This window comes from Bacillus sp. AC266, assembly GCF_979253805.1.
This window is the reverse complement of sequence record NZ_CEEDEC010000005.1, coordinates 188,987-210,199: the sequence shown is the minus strand read 5'-3', so window position 1 is coordinate 210,199 and position 21,213 is coordinate 188,987. Positions and strand designations below refer to the sequence as shown.

The 21,213-nt window shown below is 32.8% G+C and carries 22 protein-coding genes and 6 pseudogenes; 14 read left to right on the top strand and 14 right to left on the bottom strand.

Features of this window, described 5'->3' with window-relative positions; all coding sequences use genetic code 11:
- Window positions 1-41 precede the first annotated feature (41 nt).
- Entirely contained in the window at window positions 42-143 is a 102-nt protein-coding gene (locus AC0IXC_RS21070) for a YjcZ family sporulation protein (RefSeq protein WP_000505688.1), read from the bottom strand.
- A 344-nt stretch (window positions 144-487) separates the two neighbouring features.
- Window positions 488-745, bottom strand: a pseudogene (locus AC0IXC_RS21065) (IS4 family transposase); the annotation flags it as partial.
- Between AC0IXC_RS21065 and AC0IXC_RS21060 the strand changes: the two are divergent.
- From AC0IXC_RS21060 to AC0IXC_RS21040, 5 genes are all read left to right on the top strand, one after another.
- A complete protein-coding gene (locus AC0IXC_RS21060; RefSeq protein WP_001982172.1) occupies window positions 743-901 on the top strand; it encodes a DUF6241 domain-containing protein in 159 nt (52 codons plus the stop codon). The pseudogene AC0IXC_RS21065 and the gene AC0IXC_RS21060 sit on opposite strands and share 3 nt — an antisense overlap.
- Window positions 902-1,184: 283 nt before the next feature.
- The gene (locus AC0IXC_RS21055; protein WP_002086075.1) at window positions 1,185-1,952 is read left to right on the top strand and encodes an ABC transporter ATP-binding protein; all 768 of its coding nucleotides are present in this window, start codon (window positions 1,185-1,187) and stop codon (window positions 1,950-1,952) included.
- Complete coding sequence (locus tag AC0IXC_RS21050) at window positions 1,942-3,930, top strand: FtsX-like permease family protein (RefSeq protein WP_471653233.1); 1,989 nt, start codon at window positions 1,942-1,944, stop codon at window positions 3,928-3,930. Before AC0IXC_RS21055 ends, AC0IXC_RS21050 begins: the two co-directional genes overlap by 11 nt.
- Before the next feature lie 81 nt (window positions 3,931-4,011).
- Entirely contained in the window at window positions 4,012-4,683 is a 672-nt protein-coding gene (locus AC0IXC_RS21045; RefSeq protein ID WP_097810615.1) for a response regulator transcription factor, read from the top strand.
- The gene (locus tag AC0IXC_RS21040) at window positions 4,680-5,693 is read left to right on the top strand and encodes a sensor histidine kinase (RefSeq protein WP_471653232.1); all 1,014 of its coding nucleotides are present in this window, start codon (window positions 4,680-4,682) and stop codon (window positions 5,691-5,693) included. Before AC0IXC_RS21045 ends, AC0IXC_RS21040 begins: the two co-directional genes overlap by 4 nt.
- Before the next feature lie 280 nt (window positions 5,694-5,973).
- Here the strand turns inward: AC0IXC_RS21040 and AC0IXC_RS21035 are convergent.
- A pseudogene (locus AC0IXC_RS21035) lies at window positions 5,974-6,543 on the bottom strand (IS4 family transposase); the annotation flags it as partial.
- Between the two features lie 172 nt (window positions 6,544-6,715).
- On the opposite strand from AC0IXC_RS21035, the gene AC0IXC_RS21030 reads away from it, so the two are divergent.
- Window positions 6,716-6,916: a hypothetical protein gene (locus AC0IXC_RS21030; RefSeq protein ID WP_002158997.1), complete on the top strand. Its 201-nt coding sequence runs from the start codon at window positions 6,716-6,718 to the stop codon at window positions 6,914-6,916.
- A gap of 260 nt (window positions 6,917-7,176) precedes the next feature.
- Window positions 7,177-7,635: pseudogene (locus AC0IXC_RS21025) on the top strand (putative iron-sulfur cluster-binding metallochaperone).
- A 119-nt stretch (window positions 7,636-7,754) separates the two neighbouring features.
- On the opposite strand, the gene AC0IXC_RS21020 reads toward AC0IXC_RS21025, so the two are convergent.
- Window positions 7,755-8,078, bottom strand: a complete 324-nt coding sequence (locus AC0IXC_RS21020; RefSeq protein WP_002110670.1) for a hypothetical protein — start codon at window positions 8,076-8,078, stop codon at window positions 7,755-7,757.
- A gap of 999 nt (window positions 8,079-9,077) precedes the next feature.
- Between AC0IXC_RS21020 and AC0IXC_RS21015 the strand changes: the two genes are divergently transcribed.
- Window positions 9,078-9,383, top strand: a complete 306-nt coding sequence (locus AC0IXC_RS21015; RefSeq protein WP_002140620.1) for a hypothetical protein — start codon at window positions 9,078-9,080, stop codon at window positions 9,381-9,383.
- 61 nt (window positions 9,384-9,444) lie between these two features.
- Here AC0IXC_RS21015 and AC0IXC_RS21010 read toward each other — a convergent pair whose 3' ends face one another.
- Both AC0IXC_RS21010 and AC0IXC_RS21005 read right to left on the bottom strand, forming a co-directional pair.
- On the bottom strand, window positions 9,445-9,666 hold the full coding sequence (locus AC0IXC_RS21010) for a hypothetical protein (protein WP_002125677.1): 222 nt from the start codon (window positions 9,664-9,666) through the stop codon (window positions 9,445-9,447).
- Window positions 9,667-9,678: 12 nt separating this feature from the next.
- Window positions 9,679-9,882 (bottom strand): hypothetical protein, encoded by a 204-nt coding sequence (locus AC0IXC_RS21005; RefSeq protein WP_078176431.1) that lies wholly within the window; start codon window positions 9,880-9,882, stop codon window positions 9,679-9,681.
- A gap of 98 nt (window positions 9,883-9,980) precedes the next feature.
- Between AC0IXC_RS21005 and AC0IXC_RS21000 the strand changes: the two are divergent.
- A pseudogene (locus AC0IXC_RS21000) lies at window positions 9,981-10,225 on the top strand (N-acetylmuramoyl-L-alanine amidase C-terminal domain-containing protein); the annotation flags it as partial.
- Window positions 10,226-10,519: 294 nt separating this feature from the next.
- Here the strand turns inward: AC0IXC_RS21000 and AC0IXC_RS20995 are convergent.
- Window positions 10,520-10,861, bottom strand: a complete 342-nt coding sequence (locus AC0IXC_RS20995; RefSeq protein WP_159146308.1) for a YolD-like family protein — start codon at window positions 10,859-10,861, stop codon at window positions 10,520-10,522.
- Window positions 10,862-11,016: 155 nt separating this feature from the next.
- On the opposite strand from AC0IXC_RS20995, the gene AC0IXC_RS20990 reads away from it, so the two are divergent.
- Entirely contained in the window at window positions 11,017-11,298 is a 282-nt protein-coding gene (locus AC0IXC_RS20990; RefSeq protein WP_033715111.1) for a barstar family protein, read from the top strand.
- 616 nt (window positions 11,299-11,914) lie between these two features.
- Here the strand turns inward: AC0IXC_RS20990 and AC0IXC_RS20985 are convergent.
- The 3 genes and pseudogenes from AC0IXC_RS20985 to AC0IXC_RS20975 form a co-directional block, all read right to left on the bottom strand.
- A complete protein-coding gene (locus tag AC0IXC_RS20985; protein WP_471653231.1) occupies window positions 11,915-13,090 on the bottom strand; it encodes an MFS transporter in 1,176 nt (391 codons plus the stop codon).
- A 288-nt stretch (window positions 13,091-13,378) separates the two neighbouring features.
- Complete coding sequence (locus AC0IXC_RS20980; protein WP_471653230.1) at window positions 13,379-13,690, bottom strand: ArsR/SmtB family transcription factor; 312 nt, start codon at window positions 13,688-13,690, stop codon at window positions 13,379-13,381.
- A 194-nt stretch (window positions 13,691-13,884) separates the two neighbouring features.
- Window positions 13,885-13,986, bottom strand: a pseudogene (locus AC0IXC_RS20975) (TetR family transcriptional regulator); the annotation flags it as partial.
- Window positions 13,987-14,230: 244 nt separating this feature from the next.
- On the opposite strand from AC0IXC_RS20975, the gene AC0IXC_RS20970 reads away from it, so the two are divergent.
- Window positions 14,231-14,857: a VanZ family protein gene (locus AC0IXC_RS20970; protein WP_471653229.1), complete on the top strand. Its 627-nt coding sequence runs from the start codon at window positions 14,231-14,233 to the stop codon at window positions 14,855-14,857.
- Window positions 14,858-14,982: 125 nt separating this feature from the next.
- Window positions 14,983-15,446, top strand: a pseudogene (locus tag AC0IXC_RS20965) (hypothetical protein).
- 126 nt (window positions 15,447-15,572) lie between these two features.
- Here the strand turns inward: AC0IXC_RS20965 and AC0IXC_RS20960 are convergent.
- The 3 genes from AC0IXC_RS20960 to dhaS form a co-directional block, all read right to left on the bottom strand.
- A complete protein-coding gene (locus AC0IXC_RS20960) occupies window positions 15,573-15,680 on the bottom strand; it encodes a YjcZ family sporulation protein (RefSeq protein WP_000505673.1) in 108 nt (35 codons plus the stop codon).
- Between the two features lie 295 nt (window positions 15,681-15,975).
- The gene (gene dhaQ / locus AC0IXC_RS20955) at window positions 15,976-16,974 is read right to left on the bottom strand and encodes a DhaKLM operon coactivator DhaQ (RefSeq protein ID WP_471653228.1); all 999 of its coding nucleotides are present in this window, start codon (window positions 16,972-16,974) and stop codon (window positions 15,976-15,978) included.
- A 19-nt stretch (window positions 16,975-16,993) separates the two neighbouring features.
- Complete coding sequence (gene dhaS / locus AC0IXC_RS20950; RefSeq protein WP_002166228.1) at window positions 16,994-17,560, bottom strand: dihydroxyacetone kinase transcriptional activator DhaS; 567 nt, start codon at window positions 17,558-17,560, stop codon at window positions 16,994-16,996.
- A gap of 326 nt (window positions 17,561-17,886) precedes the next feature.
- On the opposite strand from dhaS, the gene dhaK reads away from it, so the two are divergent.
- Window positions 17,887-19,638, top strand: a complete 1,752-nt coding sequence (gene dhaK / locus AC0IXC_RS20945; protein WP_471653227.1) for a dihydroxyacetone kinase subunit DhaK — start codon at window positions 17,887-17,889, stop codon at window positions 19,636-19,638.
- 74 nt (window positions 19,639-19,712) lie between these two features.
- Here the strand turns inward: dhaK and AC0IXC_RS20940 are convergent, their stop codons facing one another.
- Window positions 19,713-20,354, bottom strand: coding sequence for an FMN-dependent NADH-azoreductase (locus AC0IXC_RS20940; RefSeq protein ID WP_471653226.1), 642 nt, complete (start codon window positions 20,352-20,354; stop codon window positions 19,713-19,715).
- 210 nt (window positions 20,355-20,564) lie between these two features.
- Between AC0IXC_RS20940 and AC0IXC_RS20935 the strand changes: the two genes are divergently transcribed.
- A complete protein-coding gene (locus AC0IXC_RS20935) occupies window positions 20,565-21,071 on the top strand; it encodes an RrF2 family transcriptional regulator (RefSeq protein WP_016101675.1) in 507 nt (168 codons plus the stop codon).
- The last annotated feature ends 142 nt before the right edge of the window (window positions 21,072-21,213 follow it).

Here is a 21,213-nt window from a genome sequence, read left to right as displayed (position 1 = left end):
AGAAAAGACACCCATATAAGAGTGTCTTTTCCGATAGTTTTTTAGCAGAAGCAAGAAGCTCCAACAATGATCAATAAAATAAACAATACAACTAGTAAAGCAAAGCCGCCGCCACAACTACTACAACTACCACCAAATCCCATAATAATTCCTCCTTTAATAAGAGGGGAAAACAAGGGGTCACTCATGTATTTTAACGGATTCAATTTACTTTATGTTTTTTACGCAATAATTGAGCAGGTCCTTTTGAAAATAAAGAAAAGACACCCTAAGGTGCCTTTCTCCGACTTGAACCATCTTAATTTTAATAATATTGGTCATTGAGAAAAAAGAAAAAGCCCTATATAGGGGTATCACCACATCGCTATCAAGCTAAGCTTATGCAAAGTCAATTTTAGGCGAGATTGTTTCTTTTTCAAAAGGGCAAGTTTAGGTGATTGAAAGATTTGCATACGAAATAAACCCTAACGGGTTTCAATTTTTTAGATTATGCTACATGATTGTGAGACATAGTAAAGTCGTATACGATGCCTAAGATATCAAAGACTGTTTTCTTCTTGTACCGGTGAGATTTTCTCCCGTTTTTCTCTAAAAGATAAAACAAACGCAGTAAAACTTTTAATAATTCATGGATGCCCTTCTGTAAACCTTCATAAAACAATAGATAATAATTCTTTATCGTATAGATGGACTTGTATTCACTAAGCTCTTTCTTTTTCTTATCTAAGAGTAACTCAAGATTTTGGTTCGTTGGTATGAAGGCGATTTCTCTCAATCGGTTGAGGAGCATAATTTATTATGGGAATGGGACAATAACAGCACTGGTAAAGCATACGAATTAGCGACACCGGAACAAGAAGAAGCATACATTTTAGAACAAGCGAAGTCTGAAAAACAATAAAGGGGTATCGTCACCTCGGTATCAAACTAATAAAAAGAAATGCCCCCTAAAATGAAAAAATACGCTATTCTTTCTGTAGAATCATAGGAAAGGATGGCGTTTTTTTATGTCTGTTTCTGTCGCGATTTCTGATAACTTACATGTAGAGGCATCACTCAATATAACAAAAATGTAATGTTAATGAAATGTAATTCCATCGATACTATAAATGAAATTATATAAAATGAATTACATAAATGAATGGGAGTTAAAGAATTTTTATAATGAAAAAGGAGAAGTATTAATGCGAAATATATTAAGTGTAGAAAAAATTGAAAAATATTATGGTAATAAAGATAATGTAACAAAGGCTATAGATAATATTAGTTTTAAGGTAGATGAGGGAGAATTTGTTGGGATAATGGGGCCTTCAGGAAGTGGCAAAACTACATTACTTAACTGTATATCAACTATTGATAATGTTACTACGGGAAAAATAATAATAAATAATAGTGACATTACTCGGTTAAAATCAAAGTCATTAGATAAGTTTAGACAAAATGAATTAGGGTTTATATTTCAGGACTTTAATTTATTAGATACCCTTACTGCTTATGAAAATATTGCCCTAGCGTTAACAATAAAAGGTGAGAAAAGTTCAAAAATTGATGGAAAAATACAAGCAGTTGCAAAATATTTAGACATTGAACAAGTATTAAGCAAATACCCTTATCAAATGTCAGGCGGACAAAAACAAAGGGTTGCTTCGGCAAGAGCTATCGTAACAGATCCATCTTTAGTACTTGCAGATGAACCAACAGGATCGTTAGATTCTAAATCAGCTAGATTATTACTCGAAAGATTTGAAAGTCTAAATAAGGATTTAAAAGCTACAATACTTATGGTTACTCATGATGCATTTACAGCAAGCTATGCTCGTAGAATTCTTTTTATTAAAGATGGAAAAATATTTATTGAGTTGGTAAGAGGGAATGATTCCAGAAAAGAATTCTTTATTAAAATTATCGAAGTTATAACCCTTCTTGGAGGTGACGATAATAGTGTATTCTAAGATTGCTATTGGGAATGTAAAGAAAAGTCTTAAAGATTATGCAATATATTTCTTAACACTAACACTGGCTGTTTGTATATTTTATAGCTTTAACTCAATAGAATCACAAAAGGCACTTATGGAAATTAACGCTTCAGATAGAAAGTATGTGCCTACAATAATGAACGTTATCTCAAATGTGTCAGTATTTGTATCCGTAATATTAGGTGGTTTAATATTGTATGCAAATAATTTCTTAATCAAAAAACGTAAAAAAGAATTAGGAATATACATGACTTTAGGTATGGGAAGAAGAAACATATCCAGAATATTAGTAACAGAGACATTTCTAGTTGGTGTTATATCTTTAGTGAGTGGGCTTATAATAGGTATTGGAGTATCACAGGGATTATCTACATTTGCATTAAAGTTATTTGAATTGCCCATCAATAAATATAAATTTACAATTTCAACAGGTGCTATAGGTAAAAGCGTATTATACTTTGGAATCATGTTTTTGCTTGTTATGTTATTTAATGTATATGTTGTTTCTAAATACAAAATAATTGATATGTTAACAGCAGGTAGAAAAAATGAAGATGTAAAATTTAGAAATCCTCTTATCTATGTAATCACATTTATTATGTGTGTAGCGTCACTTGGATATGCATATGTGACTGTACTAAAAATCGGATTGAATTTTAAAAATCCTATGCTCATGGTATCAATCATTCTTGGTATATTAGGTACATTTCTGTTTTTCTTTAGTTTATCTGGATTTATATTATATGTTGTAAAGAAGAATAAAAAAGTTTATTTTAAAGGGTTAAATATATTTATCATCAAACAAATAAATAGTAAGGTTAATACAAATTTTATATCCATGTCTTTAATCTGTTTAATGTTATGCCTTACAATGGTGGCTTTATCTACAGGAATAAGCTTTAACAGAATTATGGACGCAAGAATGAAAGAAACAACACCATTTGATGCCAGTATTAAATTGGAGAATAAGGATGAAAGTTACACTATAGAAGACGTATTAAATAAAGTTAATTTTAAAATAAGTAAAAACGAAAAATATGTATCTTATAATGTATATCCAACAGAGATGTCTGTGGGGGACTTAGTACCAGAAGTACGTAAAGATTATAAGAAAAGCGGTATGAATTTCATTAAAGTATCTGATTATAATAAAATTTTAAATCTTAAAGGTGAAAAGGTAATCACTTTAAATAACAATGAAGTTTTACTTTTATCAAATAATAAGCGGTTGTTTAATTCGATAAATGAAAGATTAAAAAATAGCAATAAGGTGAATATTAAAGAAAAAGAATATCTGGTGAAAAACGCTAAAATTATGCAAGAGAATCTTTACACTTCTGATGAACAATTTGATTTCTTCACAATCGTTATAAATGATGAGTTTTTATCAGACTACAAAATTATTGCATCCGTACTTAATGTGAATTATTTAGGTGGAAATAGAGAAGAATATAATAAAAAATATGATAACGTTGCACGGGGCTTTTATGACGAAAATGGACCGAAATTAAATATTAATCGTATAGCAGGCAAATCAAAGGATGAAGTTTGTGCAGAAAGTAAGGGATTGAAAACTATCATACTGTTTATTGGGATATATATAGGTATTGTATTTTTAATAACGAGTATGGCTGTATTAGCTCTTCAACAATTATCGGAAGCCAGTGATAGCATAGATCGATATAAATCTTTGAAGAGAATTGGTTCAAACGGAACAATGATCGACAAAACAATTTTTATTCAAACTTTCGTATACTTTAGTCTTCCAGTTATTCTTGCCCTAATTCATTCTGTAGTTGGAATTTATGTAGTCAATGATTTTATTAACGCGTTTCAAGAAATAGATATTACTTTACCAGCATTGATGACTGGCTTAGTATTTCTTGTAGTTTATGTAGTATATTTCTACACGACATATGTCGGGTATAAAAATATTGTAAAAAGTAATACTTGATTTTATAATGCTTATTAGGGCTATTACACCTTGTTTCTCAAGATGTAATAGCCTTATATTCTGTATAGGGAGGGAAAAGTCATGAAAAAAATCATTCTTATTGAAGATGATGAAATCATCAGAGAAGAATTACAAAATTTTTTTATAAAGTATGGATATGAAGTAAAGGCTCCCACAGATTTTAATCATATTATCGAATATATAGAAAGTGAGAATGCAGACCTTATATTACTAGACATAAATCTTCCTGTGTTCGATGGCTATTATATATGCAGAGAAATACGTAAAACTTCAGATGTTCCAATCATTATGGTTACAAGCAGAGATAGTGATGTAGATGAACTAATAAGTATGAATTTAGGAGCAGATGATTTTATAACAAAGCCTTATAATACAGAAATACTATTAGCAAGAGTAACAAATATTTTAAGAAGAACATCTGGAGATTTAAAGACGAATAATATCTTAATTTATAGAGATTTTAATTTAAATCTTTCAAATGCAACAGTTACTTATCAAGACAAGTCTGTAGAGTTAACTAAAAATGAAGTTAAGATACTCTCATGCTTAATAAATAATCGCGGTAATATTGTAAAAAGAGATTCACTCATGGAAACCTTATGGAAATCTGATTATTTTGTGGATGATAGCACTTTAACTGTTAATATAAATAGATTAAGAAAAAAGCTTGAAGAGATAGGTATAGAAAATCCAATTGCAACAAGAAGAAGGTTAGGGTATATAATGCCATGAATATAGGTGAATTTTTTAAAGATAAAATGGTAGTAATACTATCTAATGTACTGGTATTTATTATACTAGCAGGTATATTGCTGACTGCGAATGTTCAGTTCATTATAATATTCTTTGTCTTTTGTATTTGGTTTTTTCCATTGGTTTCATATATGGCTATAAAATGTAAAAATTATTATAATGAGATTAATGGTATATTAGAAAACTTGGAGAAAAAATACCTACTTCCAGAGGTAGTAAAGGAAGCAAACTTTATACATGGGGAAAAGCTTAACGCTATACTGAAAGAAATAAGTAGAGATATGCATGAAAATGTAAAATATTATAGAGATATGCAAATAGATTACAGAGAATATATAGAGACATGGGTGCATGAAATTAAGACACCGATAGCTTCTACAAAGCTAATAATTGAAAATAATCAAAATGAAGTAACTAATAAAATTGACTCTCAAATGGATCGAATCGAGGGATTTGTAGAACAGGTTCTGTATTATTCTCGAAGCAATAACGTTAATAAAGACTATATTATAAAGCCAATCAACCTTGATAATGTAGTAAGGAATGTAATTAAAAGAAACTATAGGGATTTTATTCATAAGAGAATAAAATTAGACATACAGGATATTGATGAAATCGTATATAGTGATGGAAAATGGGTTGAATTTATTATTAATCAAATAATAGGAAATTCTATAAAGTACTCAAATAACAAAGAACAAATGATACGTATATACTCAATTAAGAAAGCTAACTCAGTAATACTAACTATAGAGGATAATGGAGTAGGGATAATAACTAAAGATATAAATAGAGTTTTTGAAAAAGGATTTACTGGAGAGAATGGAAGGAGATTTAGCAAAAGTACAGGAATGGGTTTGTATCTATGCGAAAAACTGTGCTCCAAATTAGGAATGAAAATTGGCATTGAATCTGAAGTGAATAAAGGAACTAGAGTTACATTAATATTTCCTTTATCAGGTATGGTAACTTTTGAGCCTTGTTTATAAAAGAGATGCTGCCACCTTTCCACGAATTTCGTATGAAACTTATAAACAAATTTAAAACGGTATGAAAAGAGTAGAAATTCTCTTCATACCGTTTGTATTATTTAGCCATTTAACATATTGGTATATTTAATTGTGAATCGGATGGATGTTAATCTGGATTAGTCATTACTATTTTTGATGTCCACTAATACTTAACGTACAATAAACCCAAGTTTTTCAACTTAGAAAATCCTTAGCGTACAAAATTCGCGTTTTGTTGGCGGGATCCCATCGCCATCAAGCTAATAGTTGGGGCACACAGAGAGCCGTAAGTGCGATCATGTTGTTTACCTGGACCAGTATGAATATGTAGGAACTGTCCACTTAACAAATCATACTCAAGTTGAATTTTTATCCCAGCTGTATGGCTGCATCCTCCTGCACCTGGATAAACCGATGAAAATACATCCGGGAGTTGAAATGCAGTTGAATCTAAAATACGAATACGCTTGAAAACAGAAGTGTATGGAGAAGAAATCGGCATAGATGCGGCCAATTTTTTGCTTAGTAGTTCGGCTAGTAGGTGTTGTAAAAGTTGGACGGCCGCCTTATTAAACCGTTGATTCAGTCCCTCAGGACTGATGAGTACTTCTGTTGATGCTTCTAAACAGCTAGATAACTGAGTTAAAGAAGTCATAGCTACATTTTGGCTCAACCATACACATAAAGCTACTAAATCTTTTGTTTGGTACTTACTGGTTCGTTGTACAAAGCCAACATCTCTAGCAAGATCCCGTAAGGTATTTGGAGATAAAAAACTTTGAATCTCTTGAGCAAATAGTTGTAATTCGTCATACACAGAAACAGACATAAAAAACGCCATCCTTTCCTATGATTCTACAGAAAGAATAGCGTATTTTTTCATTCTAGGGGGCATTTCTTTTTATTATTTTGATAGCGATGGGGTATCACCACACGACTAGCCAGCACTCACACCTAAAAACAGGAGGGAATGATAAAATGTAGTTTAAGGAGGGGGATGAATGAAAAATGTACATAGATGGTTAAATTATTTTGGTTTTATATGTGTGTGCATGTCTAGCTTCGGTTTTGTTTCTCGTTGGATTTTTCGTGATGTGATTGCACTCGATCAATTACTTGTTTTGAGTATAGGAATTATTATTTTAATAACAGCATTTTTTGTAAAACGTTGTAGTAAAGAGTTACGAGGTGATAAAGGTTAATCGCCCTAAATGTAGTTTTAGAATTTCGCAATCGGAGTATATTGTTGAAAAAGGCTTATTGAATAATGACAATTTATTTTAAGAAAGTAAATCGATAATATAGTAAATAATACTTTCCTTGACCCTGTACTATGGCACAGGGTTTATACTTTATATGAGGTGAGACAGATGCAATATCTTATTATCGGAACTTTAATAGATTCAGAAAAAAAAGTAGAAGAACATTTATAAAAATAATAAATTGTAAAGGTGGGAGAATAATGGAAGATTGTTGTAGTAACCTTAAAGGAATAAAAATTTAAAATAATGGTCATTGTCCATCATGTAAAAATAAAGCTAAGAATGTAAAGTTGATTACACTAAAATCATTGCTTAAACCATCGGCATTAGAAACATTAAATGCTAAAGAAAATCACTATTTTTGTTCAAACGAAGATTGTGATGTAGTCTATTTTGATACGAATAATAAAAAATACTTTGTATCTGACATAAAGGTAGCTGTAAATCAAAAAGATGACTCAGCAACTACACCAATTTGTTATTGTTTTGATTGGACAAAAGAAAAAATCAAACAATATGTGAAAAATGGACTTACTCCTAATCCAGTAGAGCATATTCGCGAAAACATAAGAGAAAATCGATGTGGTTGTGAAGTAAACAATCCACAAGGTAGTTGTTGTTTAGGCAATGTTACAACTTATATTAGAAAAATGTCATAAGGAACTTAAATGTTGCTTTTTTTCACCAAAATACTTTGGGGTATTTCAAAATCTCAAGTCGATGGGCATGTGACGTTGCCTCATGCTCACCAAGCTAGTTAGGGTATGTTAAGTAAACCTTATGGATTTGTATATCTCATCCATCCACTTTCAGATTGTTTCGCTTTATACTTCCCATAAGACAGAAGCTTCATTGCCGAGCGATTGGCCGCATGAAAAACCAAGTTCAGCTTCCATTCTTCCTCCATTTCACTGGGATAGGTGGTAGATTCATAAACATAATAACCCGCCATGATACAGGGGATTACTTGCTCCGGTTCAAATCCATAAGCAGTTGCATCATCCACAACCAAATCAATGATGCATCGGTTTCCATCTTTAACTTTTTTCTGTAGTAATTTTTTTACCGATCCTGGTACTAATTCTAATATTTTATCCTTCATGTCAGTCACCTCATCTTTTATCATGTCCAGATAGCCTGGGGATATGTGTCAAACAGAATGAAGTTCCAACCGTAATTACACTGGTTTAACAAGATCTTAAGGACTATATCACCCTAAAAGAGAAAATGGCTTTAAATAAAAGAAATCCCGATTGTCTGCGGGGCTCCTAAGGTTAATCGTCAAGTAATGACGTACTCGACTAATTAACGATATCATGAATTTTTTGGTAAAAATAATGGTAAATGTGTCCGAATTAATGAGGGCATTATTTGGAACAAAAACGCTATTTTAATTTCAAACAAAAGAACAGTCAGCAAAAGCTAACTGCTCGGTTCTCCAAGGGGGAACAAGGAGAAAGTAACTTAATCGGTTGTCTACAGTATTGACGGAATATTGAATTTTATTCAGGGGACTATGTTATATGATTGATAAAAAATCCCTTTATTAGCAGTAAAACTCCGAGGAGAGACAAGACTTCAATTGAGAACCAAAACATGCTTTTTTGAGGTTTTTTAAACTCCATTATTATGGAAGAAAATAAAAAGGTTGCAATCATCATGATAATTAAGAGACGGATTATATCAGACATTAATAGCACTCCTAATATTTAATCAGTTTCATTATATAGTTATTTCCAATGAGATGGAATTTAAGAATTGTTTTATTGAAATTCGAACAAAAAAGGTCCTGTTGTCTCCAACAGAACCTTTTCTAAAATGGCAAAGAGTAACTCTTACCTTACTCTTCTGCTATATAATACACAAAACACGTATAGATGTGTAGAACAAGAAATTCCAATATAATTATTTGAATAAAGTGTTTAAAAGTATCTTGTCGGGGTTTAATATAAGTAATTAAATTACAAACGTTGATTTATCAATGGATATTAATGATGAACTAGAAAATGGTAGTTAATAAAGAAATATTACAATAATTAAATATGAAATATTGCATATTCAATTGAAATAGAAATTTACAAGTAGAAAGCGAGGAATAACAATGGGGCTAGGAAACCATAGAACAGAAAATAGTTTGAGTGTAAATGACAGGTGTTCCGGGTTCTACTATGCATGCGAAGAATGTCATTGGGAATTCCATAGACACTTCGAAACAGTTAAATCACACGAGTATGTTACGGAGACACCTAAATATACAGAATTGATAGGATTATGGGAAGTATTGAATGATCCATTATCTATGAAAGAGTTCAAGGAACTTGTTTATAAAGGATTGGATTTAAAAAGAAATGTACAAAAATCATTTAATGAAGAAGAAATAGAAGCAAACAACAAACAATTAAAGTAGCGAATTCGCTGCTTTTTTATTTTACATAGAAAAAAGGAAACCGCAAAGGATCCTTTTTATATTAAGCTGCTTTATAATTTTTATTTTTAATCCTATTTCTAGTATCCATAAATGCGGCGAATGTCGCTATAGCACCACCTAAATCATAAACTTGGAATTTGTGGACAAAAGCAAGTCCTACAATGAAATTGTAGCTGTATATAAAGCATGTAATACCGAACAGCCATAACATGAACTTTAAATCTTTTAAGCTCAATCTATAATTCTTAATTTTTTTCCACATATGTATCAACTCCTATTGTTCTGAGGTTCTATAGTTTTTCTTGCAGATCTCTCGCATGTTTACGATAAAGAATAGAAAGAAGATAACAGCTGCGATGCCATTAACCCAGTAATACGTATGTCCCATCGTGAATCCATCATAGAAGGAATAGGCATTCCAAATTATAAGGATTATTGAGCAGATAGTAGAGATCATTAATGAGCCAAAACTTCTCATGCTTTTCACCTCGATCCAAAGTTTTAGAACTTTTCATACAATTATACATTTAAATAAAAAGATTTACAAAAGGAATTACCATAAGGAGGGGGGGATGACTATACGCTCTAACGGGACAAACTGTTGGGAATTGTGAAGGAAACGGCGGTTCTAATGTGGATATCAATATGTTAAGTCAGGTGGATTCGATACTAACTCCTTAGATGAAGCTATTCAAGCTATGGCAGAACGAGGAATAAAAGGTAGCGTTAATGTTGATTCACTTTCTGCACTGTGTTATATCCAAACCGATGTCCTACCTAATACAGAGTTAGATAAGATTACTTGGTGGGTGGATACTTGATCAGGTGGTAAATGGTGGTATGAATATATCAAAGTTAGATAATAGTTGAAGCCGTCCTTAATCGGGCGTTTTCAACTATTATCTAAATGCTTCTTTAGTTTTCTCTATTGTGTTCTGTTCCTCTTTTGTATTTGTAAATTCGATAACGATAACAGACAGTCCAAAACCTAAACAAACAGCCTTTATCTTGCTAATTCTCACAAGAACTTACACTTTTTCTCTATCTGTATTTAACCTAGAATACAAGATTCTTTCATTTTTATTCCTGGATATATTTGAAAAACTGTATGTTTTTTATCTCAAATCAATTACATCTATAAATTTAAGGAAAACTCTGTTATAAGATGCATCAGTGCAAGTTATTAAATTCTTTATCGGATTTATGTCAGTTACAGTCACATATCTAGTAAGTAAATGACCATCTCTATAATAAGTAATCAATACCTTCTCTTCAGAAAGAAATGAACATAGTAACTTGTTTTCAATAATTTCTTGTTCGTCTTGGGTTAATGTAGGGCGCTCCACTTTTGTTTGTTTTTTAACAATCTTACCAATACCGATGAATTTCTTCGGTATTGAAGTGAATGGAGTCCGCTTAATCATTCCTATTTCTTTTGGCATATGTGTATAGTTCATGCTGTATATCTCCCTGATTGCTATTAATAACTGTATCATTATATCAATTTTTGGAGATGTTAGGATTATTTATATAATTATAAAATAAACATTTAGAGGTTTTTGACTCCTTATAAAATCAACCCAATTTAACTAAGCATGATTTATATATATAATTGAGTAATGCACATGAATCAATTATTACCATAGATGTAAGCAACATTTATAATGCAAAAGAATTGCATTTACTTCTTAAAGAGAAGCTTGAGTTTCCTAATTTGTACGTGGAAAACTGGGATGCTTTTTGGGATTGTATTACAGGATTTGTGTGTCCTTTGCCAAACAAAATGATCTTCGACGGATGGTCAAAGTTTGAAAAAAGGTTACCGAGAGATACGAAAATAATGAAAGAGTGCCTTCTTGATTATAATGAAGAGGATAGAAAGGATCCTGCATGAGCGTCTTTTTTATTAAAATTTATTTTTTAAAGAGTTACCTAGAAGAGAACAAGCTATTAATTAACAAAAAAGAAAAGACACCCTAAGGTGCCTTTCTCCGACTTGAACCATCTTAATTTTAATAATATTGGACTCCCGTCCAAATATTATTTTACCATGTTAAGTTGTTTTTGGAAATATGCCATATCGATAATTACAATACACGTTTTAGTTTTTAAATTATTTATCTTTCTAAAAGTTGAAATTAATAAGAACCCCATAAATGATAAACCATTCCACTAACAAAAAACACTAATCCTAAAAACAAAACAATTAAAGCAAGTACTCCATTTTGATTATGTTCCATAAAATTAGCTCCTTTTAGATTTATTTTTATCCCGCTATTTGTGGGCAGTAAAACTCCCACCTCAAAATTCAGCTGGAGCAAAGACGTTAGGTGGGAGCCCTGCTGCCCGTAAACGCCCGATTGGTGAAGGCTAATACTCAGTGGGGGATGAACACCCCCCCCACTGAGTAAAGTTTCACTTTATATACAAAAAAGCCTTTAGTCGTAATTATGGCTAAAGGCTTTGATCATTATACTTTTTAGTTTATAAAATTTGAAACTGAAAATGTACTAGCTTGATAATGAAGCTTGGCTATTAGAATTGAAAAATTTTAGTTTTATTATAATTAACAGAAATGAGAGTAGTGTGAAAATGAATCCGCTCCAAATAAGCTGGTGAATACCTAAGTTTGAAATGAACCAGCCTCCAATAGTTGTTCCTAAAGTAATTCCGAGATTTGAGAATGAAACGAATAGGCTATTACCGAATTCAGGCGCTTCTTTTGCTTCGCTTATTAACCATGTTTGACCAACAATTAATCCACCAGCATGTACGATTCCCCAAATGAATACGATAAAAATCATTGGAACAAGGTAGGAACCTAAATAATAAACCAATATGTAAACAATAGAATATAGGATAGGGAATAATATTACTGTATTTACTATACTTTTTTGCAGGAGACTACCAAATAAATGATTGCCTAAAATCATAACTATGCCAAATATGAATAGCATGATACTGATGAGAGATCCATTCATGGAAGTTACTTTGGCAAGGTACTCAGCGAAGTAGCTGTATACGGAAAACATGGCTGCAAAAAGGAATGTGACGGTTAAAATATTCAACCATAATCCTGGTTTGCCGAGTATACGAATTTGTTTGCCGAAAGACATTTTTTCTTTAACAGGCATAGAAGGAATTAGGATTAGTATTCCAATGAATGCAAGAGTGTTAACAAGCGCTCCGAATAAGAAAGCAATTTCGAGTGAAAATTGGTCTGCAAGGTAAGAGGTTAGTGGTACACCTAAAGCAAAGCCAACAGTAATTCCCATGAAAACTTTTGTAACCGCTTGACCGCTCTTTTCTGGAGGGACAAGTTTAGCAGCTGTTACAAGAGCAATTGAAAAGAAGAGTGGGTGAAGTGCTGCCGGTAAAATACGAAAAATAAGCATGATTTCAAATTGTGTTGTATAAGCGTAGATTATATTTGAAATAACAAATGCAAAAATTGCTGTTAATAAAATTATTTTGCGATTAATACTAGAGACGAGCAGAATTAAAAACGGACCAGAAATAGCAACAACTAGTGCAAATATACTTACTAAAAAGCCAGCTTGTGTAGTTGAAATTCCAAATTTTTGAGTGATTTGTGGTAATACGCCGACAATACCCATCTCGGTAGTAATAATTCCGAACACACCTATTGCGAGTGTCAGAATAAGTAAAGGATTTACTTTTTTCATTTATAGAACTCTCCATTCGTATCAGTATTTTGAAAGTAAATTCATTAACAAAGAAGCATTATTACAAGCATGATTGGATGCCAATTTTATCAGGACTATGTAATCTTAAATACAATAACAGATATCCAGATAATTAGATGCGATATATTAAAAAATTTTCTCCTTTCTATGTTTCTTGCTTTTATAGGTAGTGCAATTTTATAAAAAAATAATTGGATACCTGTAAAAAAGCAGAATGTGTGAAAGCTAATAATCAATTGATATGCTGATTGATTATTAGCTTTCATTTTATAATTTGTTTTGGACGTATTCAGAAAACTCTCGTATTTTTTTTTCATTTCGGCGATAGTAGGTCCATTTTCCAATTCGGTCAGAGTCTAGTAATCCTGCCTTTTTCATAGTTAATAAATAACTAGAAATCACCGATTGGGCTAAGCCAGTTTTAAGCTGGATATCTCCTACGCACACTCCAACTTGAAAGCTAAGGCCTTGCTCTAGATAAGGTTTTTCATCGAAATAGTTTTCTGGATTTTTCAACCATGATAAAATTTGACATCTTGTTTCATTTGACAATGCTTTATAAATTAATAAAGGTTCCATAAGGATATTATATCTACTTTTATAGATTTGTAAATGGGTTTTGGTGATTTTAAGGGGAGAAGGTATACGTGAGCCCCTTAAATAGGAATGAGGTGCTCTTGATCTGTACCTTTTGTAAAGGACATTCTAAAAAAAGTTAGGCAACCTAAAAAAGATGATTTCGGTATGCAAACAGGAGTCATCTTCTTTAAATTCTATTGATAGCAAGAGTGATTATAGTACGTCATATATTTCTTAATTTCATGTTTTAACTGAACAAACGATTCACATGATTTTATATATGCTTCATCGGTTAAAGTACTACGAGGATTACGTGCAAAAATGATAATATTGTTAGGTTTAAGCATGTTGTTGCCTAGCTATCAATGGCGGATTCCTAAGAAGAGTAATAATAAAACCCAACTGAAGATTTAAGAAAAATTTTATGTTTACCCCATTTTTTATTTTAAAAGTTTTTCCTATCCTATAAATGAGTTACATCAAGAAGGAGATTAAAAACGATAAAGTCATAGATGAAAATGTAAAGTTAGGGGATTCTACATGCATACAGGAGTTTTGATGAGTTATTTGTATACTTATTTCTTTACTATTATTTTTTGTGTTGTGTTTCAAATTGGATTTTATTTTAAAGCGAAAAGAAATATATCTATTGAGCATTTTCTATGGGTATATGTTTTTCTATTTTACCTTTCGTTAGTGTATGGGGTGACGCAGATCGCAACTGTATGGGATATAAGTAGATATGAAACGTGGATTCGTGTCAGTCAAATTAACTTGACTCTATTTGATACGGCAGGTAGTACTACGTATCTTTTGAACATTGTACTGTTTATGCCGTTAGGTTTTTTATTACCGACTATTTGGCCACAGTTTAGAAAAATGAAAAACACCGTATGTGCGGGATTCTTGTTTTCATTGGCAATTGAGTTAAATCAATTACTAAATAATAGAATTACAGATATTGATGATCTATTTACGAATACCCTCGGGGCAATTGTTGGGTATGTAATATATAGAGTTTTATTTAAAATGTTTAAAATGATATGTAAAAGAGAGGGGAAAAAGCTTGATACGAACTCTTCTTTAGTCATAAAATACGAAGCTATTTTTTGTTTAGTTTGTTCATTTGTAGGTGCGATGTTAATTTATTATCCTGGAGACCTGTAAGCTTCCAATAAGATTACGATCTATTCTAGTTCTCCACGCTTAAACACGGTAAAATATGAATAATTCATTGCATTTTCTAACTTAATAGATATAGTTTATGTATTACATGATAGGTAGGTGTAAATATGTTACATGTTCAATTATCTCAATACTTACTAAAAGAGTATCGACCTGCTTTTCATACAGATGAAAAACGAGTGTATATGTTAAAAGATGAAGGATTATCACCGTATCCTATCTATTTAAATCGTCCTATTATGATAGGAGTGGGGACGAATTGGAATCAACATAAAGGATTTGAAGAAATCATTAAAGGATTTATAGGTGCACTTAACAAACTTCCTATGTATATGGTATTTGAAACTTATTTGCGCGGTGACTTTATTGAAGGGTTTTTAGAAGAGAATAAATTTCATTTTGAGCTGATTTTTACTAATAAGAAAAGGGATAGGAACTTTTTAACGTGTTAATTACTCATAGTGATGAGTGTTTTAATTATATAAGTTTTGGATCTAAGGAATTAAAGTTAGTTGAGCAACTTTGTGTAGGGGAAGGATTATTTGTATGTCACACTAAAGACCGAAAGTGATAAGGTGCTGTATAAATAACTAATTTGGATGACTTGAATGTATAAACCTAAAAACTTTCCTTTATGGAGAGTTTTTTATTACAAAGAAAAGACACCCATATAAGAGTGTCTTTTCCGATAGTTTGTTTAGCAGAAGCAAGAAGCTCCAACTATGATTAATAAAATAAACAATACTACTAATAAAGCAAAGCCGCCAGAAAATCCACAGCCGCCACAACTACCACCAAATCCCATAATAGTTCCTCCTTTAATAAGAGGGGAAAACAAGGGGTCACTCATGTATTTTAACGGATTCAATTTACTTTATGTTTTTTACGCAATAATTGAGCAGGTCCTTTTGAAAATAAAAAAAAGACACATTAAGGTGCCTTTCTCCGATTGGATAACCGCATTTCGAAACTGGTGGATAACTTGCAAATAGTATGTATGCTTCGATTTATTTACAGATACCTAAGATTTATACATTCTTCCATATAAGTCAGTACTTTTGATTACTAAACGTTCAATCATCATAAGGTTTAGTTTATTGTTACCAACCACTCGCTCCAACATCCGTCTTCAACCACTTCACCCAATCCGAATCTTCTATTTTAAGCAAACTGAGCGAAACACCTTTCATATCTAAGGAAGTGAGAAGGGTACCAACCTTTACGAACTTCACATGTAAGCCTTCCAGCTCACATAAACGGCGAATGTCGTTTGCGAAAATGTATTGTTCCATTAATGGTGTCGCACCGAGTCCGTTAATGAGGATGGCGAAGTTGTCACCTTTTCTCCAGCGATAAATGCTTTTTAGTTTGTTCATAAGTTCGATCGCTAATATTTCAGAAGAGGATAGTGCTTCTTTGCGGTAACCTTTTTCGCCATGAATACCAACGCCGTAAAAGACTTCATCGTCGTTTAATGTGAATGAAGCTTTTCCTTGTACTGGATCGTTTGCAGGTGAAAGGGCGACTCCTAATGTGTGTAAGTTTTTGATGACAGAACGGCCGAGTGCTGTTAGTTCGTCTAAAGAGTGATCTTCAAGAGCGGCCGCACCAAGTATTTTTTGAACGAAAACAGTACCAGCGACGCCGCGTCTTCTTTTATTAAACGAAGCATCATCTTCAATTGAAACGTCGTCATTTACGATGATGTGGTCAATTTGTCTTCCTTCTTCTTTTGCGATTTGTTCTGCCGCTAAAAAGTTTTCAACGTCATCTTTAAAGTTTTTGATGATGAATAAAATACTTTTATCTTTTGGCATGAGGCGAGTTGCCATTGTAATTTGTTCCACTGTAGGCGGAGTGAAAATATTGCCGTTTACGGCCGCTGTAAGCATTCCGTTTCCTACATAGCCAATATCAGCTGGTTCGTGTCCGCTACCACCGCCGCTTATAATGACAACGTTTTGCTTCAGTTTTTCGATATCTTTTACATAAATGATGTTATTTGTTTCATCGTAATTCACTTTGTCGTTATGTTCAAAATAAAAGCCATGCAGCATATCTTGAACAATATTTTCTACATCATTCATAATCTTTTTCATTGCTTTTGCCACCCTTTAATTACTTTGCTGATTGCTCCAGTAATAGTAGTAATTGATTGTTTATCATATTTTTCATGAGAGAAGACATAATGGAAGGATCTACTTCGCACTTGCTTTCAATCCAATCTTTTATCGTTCCAACGAAGCCGTGACTATAAAAGGAGGCAATCGTATTTTTTGTCTCATCAGAAAGGCTGAATCCACAGCTCATCGATAGTTCATCAATAATCTTCATATATAAGTTTTTCGTATGCTCAAATAAATAGTGATTAAACGAGTTTTGCTCAATGACTTTAAATGCATTTCGGTAAAATTTTTGATTTTCGTAAAAGTAATCAAATAATAAATCGAAAATGTTTTCCCATGTTTCATAATCAAGAAAGTCTATAATATTTTCTTTCGTTTCTTCTTTATAAATCCAGCTTAATAGTTCGAATTTATCTTTAAAATGATAATAAAAAGTTTGCCTACGCATTTGACAGTGTAACATAATATCGCTCACTGATATTTTATGAAACGACTCTGTTTCCATTAAATACTTCAATGAATTCGCGATTATCTTTTTAGAAATTATAGAAGAGGTCATCTGAATCATCCCTAGAATGTAGTAATATGAAAATCTTATCTATACAGTGAAACTTTAATCAGTGGGGAGGTTCATCCCCCACTGATTATTAGTTGAACCAATCGGGCATTTACGGGCAGTTGATCTCCCACCTAACTTCTTTGCTTTCATTGCATTTTGAGGTGGGGGTCTTACTGCCCGTTAATGCGGGATAAATGAGAGCGGTGTCTTTAGACAGATTGTCCATTTTGTCCGTTTACTATAAAACGCTTTCATTTTAACATGAGTAGTAAGAAGAAGATTTCAAATATATCACAATATATTAAAGGAATTGAGGGAGAAGCACAATGAAAAAAATTATAAACAAACCAGAAACATTAGTAATGGAAATGTGCAACGGAATGGTTATGGCTCATCCAGAGCTGGAGCTTTTGAAAAAATATAAAGTCATTAAGAAGAAAGAAATGAATGAAAATAAAGTAACGTTAATTAGTGGCGGCGGTAGTGGTCATGAGCCAGCGCATGCAGGTCTAGTCGGAAAAGGAATGCTGGATGCAGCAGTGTGCGGAGATGTGTTTGCTTCTCCTTCACAAATTCAGGTATATCAGGCGATTAAAGAGACAGCTAGTAAAAAAGGTACGTTATTAATTATTAAAAATTATAGCGGCGATATTATGAATTTCAAAAACGGTGCGCATTTAGCGACTGAAGATGGAATTGAAGTAGACTACGTAAAAGTAGACGATGATATTGCGGTAGAAGATAGTCTTTATACAGTAGGACGCCGCGGCGTTGCGGGAGTTATTTTAGTGCATAAAATTGCCGGCGCAGCAGCGGAAGCAGGAATGGATTTAGGAGCGGTGAAAGCTGTAGCGGAAAAAGCAGCGGCTAACGTGCGCACAATCGGTTTAGCATTAACTTCTTGTACAGTTCCAGCGAGCGGATCACCTACTTTTACACTTGAAGAAGATGAAATGGAATACGGCGTAGGTATTCACGGTGAACCAGGTATTAAACGTGAAAAAACGATGTCAGCAGATGAATTAGCTAACCGTATGACAAATGATTTAATAAAAGATTTAGGAGTAAAAGATGGCGATGAAATTGCGCTTCTTGTAAATGGTTTTGGCGGCACACCACTGCAAGAACTATACTTATTTAACAACGCAGTTACGAGAGAATTAGCTGCTAGAAACATTAAAATTAATAGAGTATTCGTCGGTAATTATATGACGAGTATCGATATGGCTGGTATGTCTTTAACAGTGATGAAGTTAGATGACGAGTTAAAAACGTTGTTATCGAAAGAGTGTAATACACCAGCGTTTAAAGTAGATGGACCAGTTCAAAGTGTAGAGTACGTGAATGTGCTTGAAGATGTAGAAGAGAAGGAAGTTTCCTTCGAAATAGAAACAGCGGAAGAGTACGCTGTTATTAAAGATAATGTCATTACATTAAATAACATGATTTATCTCGTTGATAAAATGAGTGACATTATTATTAAAAATGAAGTACCGTTCTGTGAGTTAGATACACATGCAGGTGACGGAGACTTCGGAATGAGTGTTGCAAAAGGATTTAAGCAATTAAAGCGTGAGTGGCATTCTATTGTAGATCAAGAGAATGTAACGATCGGATCATTCCTTGACGGTTGTTCAATGATTATTATGGAACATTGCGGCGGCGCTTCTGGTCCAATTTGGGGCGGAGCATTCCGCGCAGCTAGTAAAGCAGCAGGCGAAAAACGTGAGTTAACAGCCAAAGAGTTCGCTGAAATATTGCAAGCGGCACTTCAAGGCATACAATCTATCGGTGAAAGATCGTTCGGTAGAGGAGCGGTAGTTGGTGATAAAACACTTGTTGATGCACTTGCTCCATGTGTAGATTCTTGGATTGACAGTGCTTCAAACGGCACAGACGTGAAAACTGCCTTCGAAAAAGGTGCAGAAGCAGCGGTTAAAGGAGCAGAGTATACGAAAGAAATCGTAGCTCGCATGGGCCGCGCCGGTACAGTTGGTGAAAGAAGTTTAGGCTATCCTGATGCAGGTGCGCATGCACTTGGGGTGATCTTCACGGAGATTGCGGGTAGTTTGAAATAGAAATTAAAAGATCCCCTCTGCCTTATGGTGGAGGGGGTCTTTAATTATAACCATCATTCTTCCAGTGAAAAAATTTATTTGTTAGCCAATCTAGAAGCTGCTTCTTCAACTTCTTTATATGCATTTTGTAATACTTCATTTGGATCTAGTACTGCTGTTCCTTGTGCACGAACGATTTGATAATCTTCAATACCTAGGAAATTAAACATTGCTTTTAAATATTTATGAGAGTATTCCACTTCTGTATACCAATCATCATTTGTATAGATTCCTCCACTTGCTTGTATAACAAGCATTCTTCTTCCATCTTTAAGTAATCCCACTGATCCAGTTTCAGTATATTTAAATGTTTCACGTGCAATCATGATATTGTCCATGTAATCTTTTAACTTTGATGGAATATTAAAGTTGTGCAAAGGTAATACGATAACATACGTATTTGCACTTTTAAATTGTTGTAAAATTTCGGACATACGCTCTGTTACTTTTTGTTCTTCATCAGGTAACTTCTGTCCATTTCCTTGCTTTTCCCATGCGCTTAAAACAGTTTTATCTATCATTGGTACTACATCATCGTATAAATTAATCTGTTCAATCGTTTCATTATTAGGAATTAATTCTTTATAAGATACTAAAAAGTGGTTAAGAACCTTAATGCTGACTGATGATGTATCATCCACTTTCGGATGTGCGTTTATGATAAGTGTTTTGTTCATTTGTATTTCCCCTTTTTAAAAGTTTTTACGTTTTAATTATCGACTAAATTAATCGTCGATTAGTTCGGTCTTTAATATAAACTCTGAAATTATTTTTGTCAAATGAAATACATACTATTCTAAAAGAGCCTTTTTTTATTTGACTAAAATTCTAAATGGTCCTAAGATACAATTTGATAACCCTTAAAATAAAAAGCAGGTGATTTGTATATGCAATATAGTGTTGGGGTTGAATATGCCTTGCATTGCCTAGTTTATTTAATTAATACTCCTTCCAAGGAAAGTGTTGGAATAAAAGATTTGGCAGAGTTTCAAGGACTTTCTGAAACATTTCTTTCAAAAGTTTTCGGTAAATTATCTAAAGCTGACATTGTGAATTCTGTCCCAGGTGTAAAGGGAGGATATAGGTTAGCTAAGTCTCCAGAAGATATCTCTTTTTGGGATGTAATAGAAGCTGTCGAAGGTCCAAAACCTATTTTTCAATGTAAAAATATTGTGCAGAATGGCCTACTATATCGAGACGAGGCTTGTAATTCTTGTGAACCTAGCAATTCTTCTTGTACAATTAACTTAGTAATGCTTGAAGCAGAAGAACACATGCGTGAGTTTCTCCGTAAAAAGACTCTTGCATGGTTAGATAAAGAACTTGACATTGTTTTACCTGAAAAAATAAGGGTAGATACTCGTGAATACTTCAAACAAAAAAACTCTAACTAAATCGCCATGACGAATTAGTTAGAGTTTTTTTGTTTTTTAACATTAATTCCATCATGTGAGTACTTCATCATAAATTCCTTCTTTAAATATCACATTTAATTAACTCATAAAGTTTCAAATTGATTAATATTAAAATTCTAAA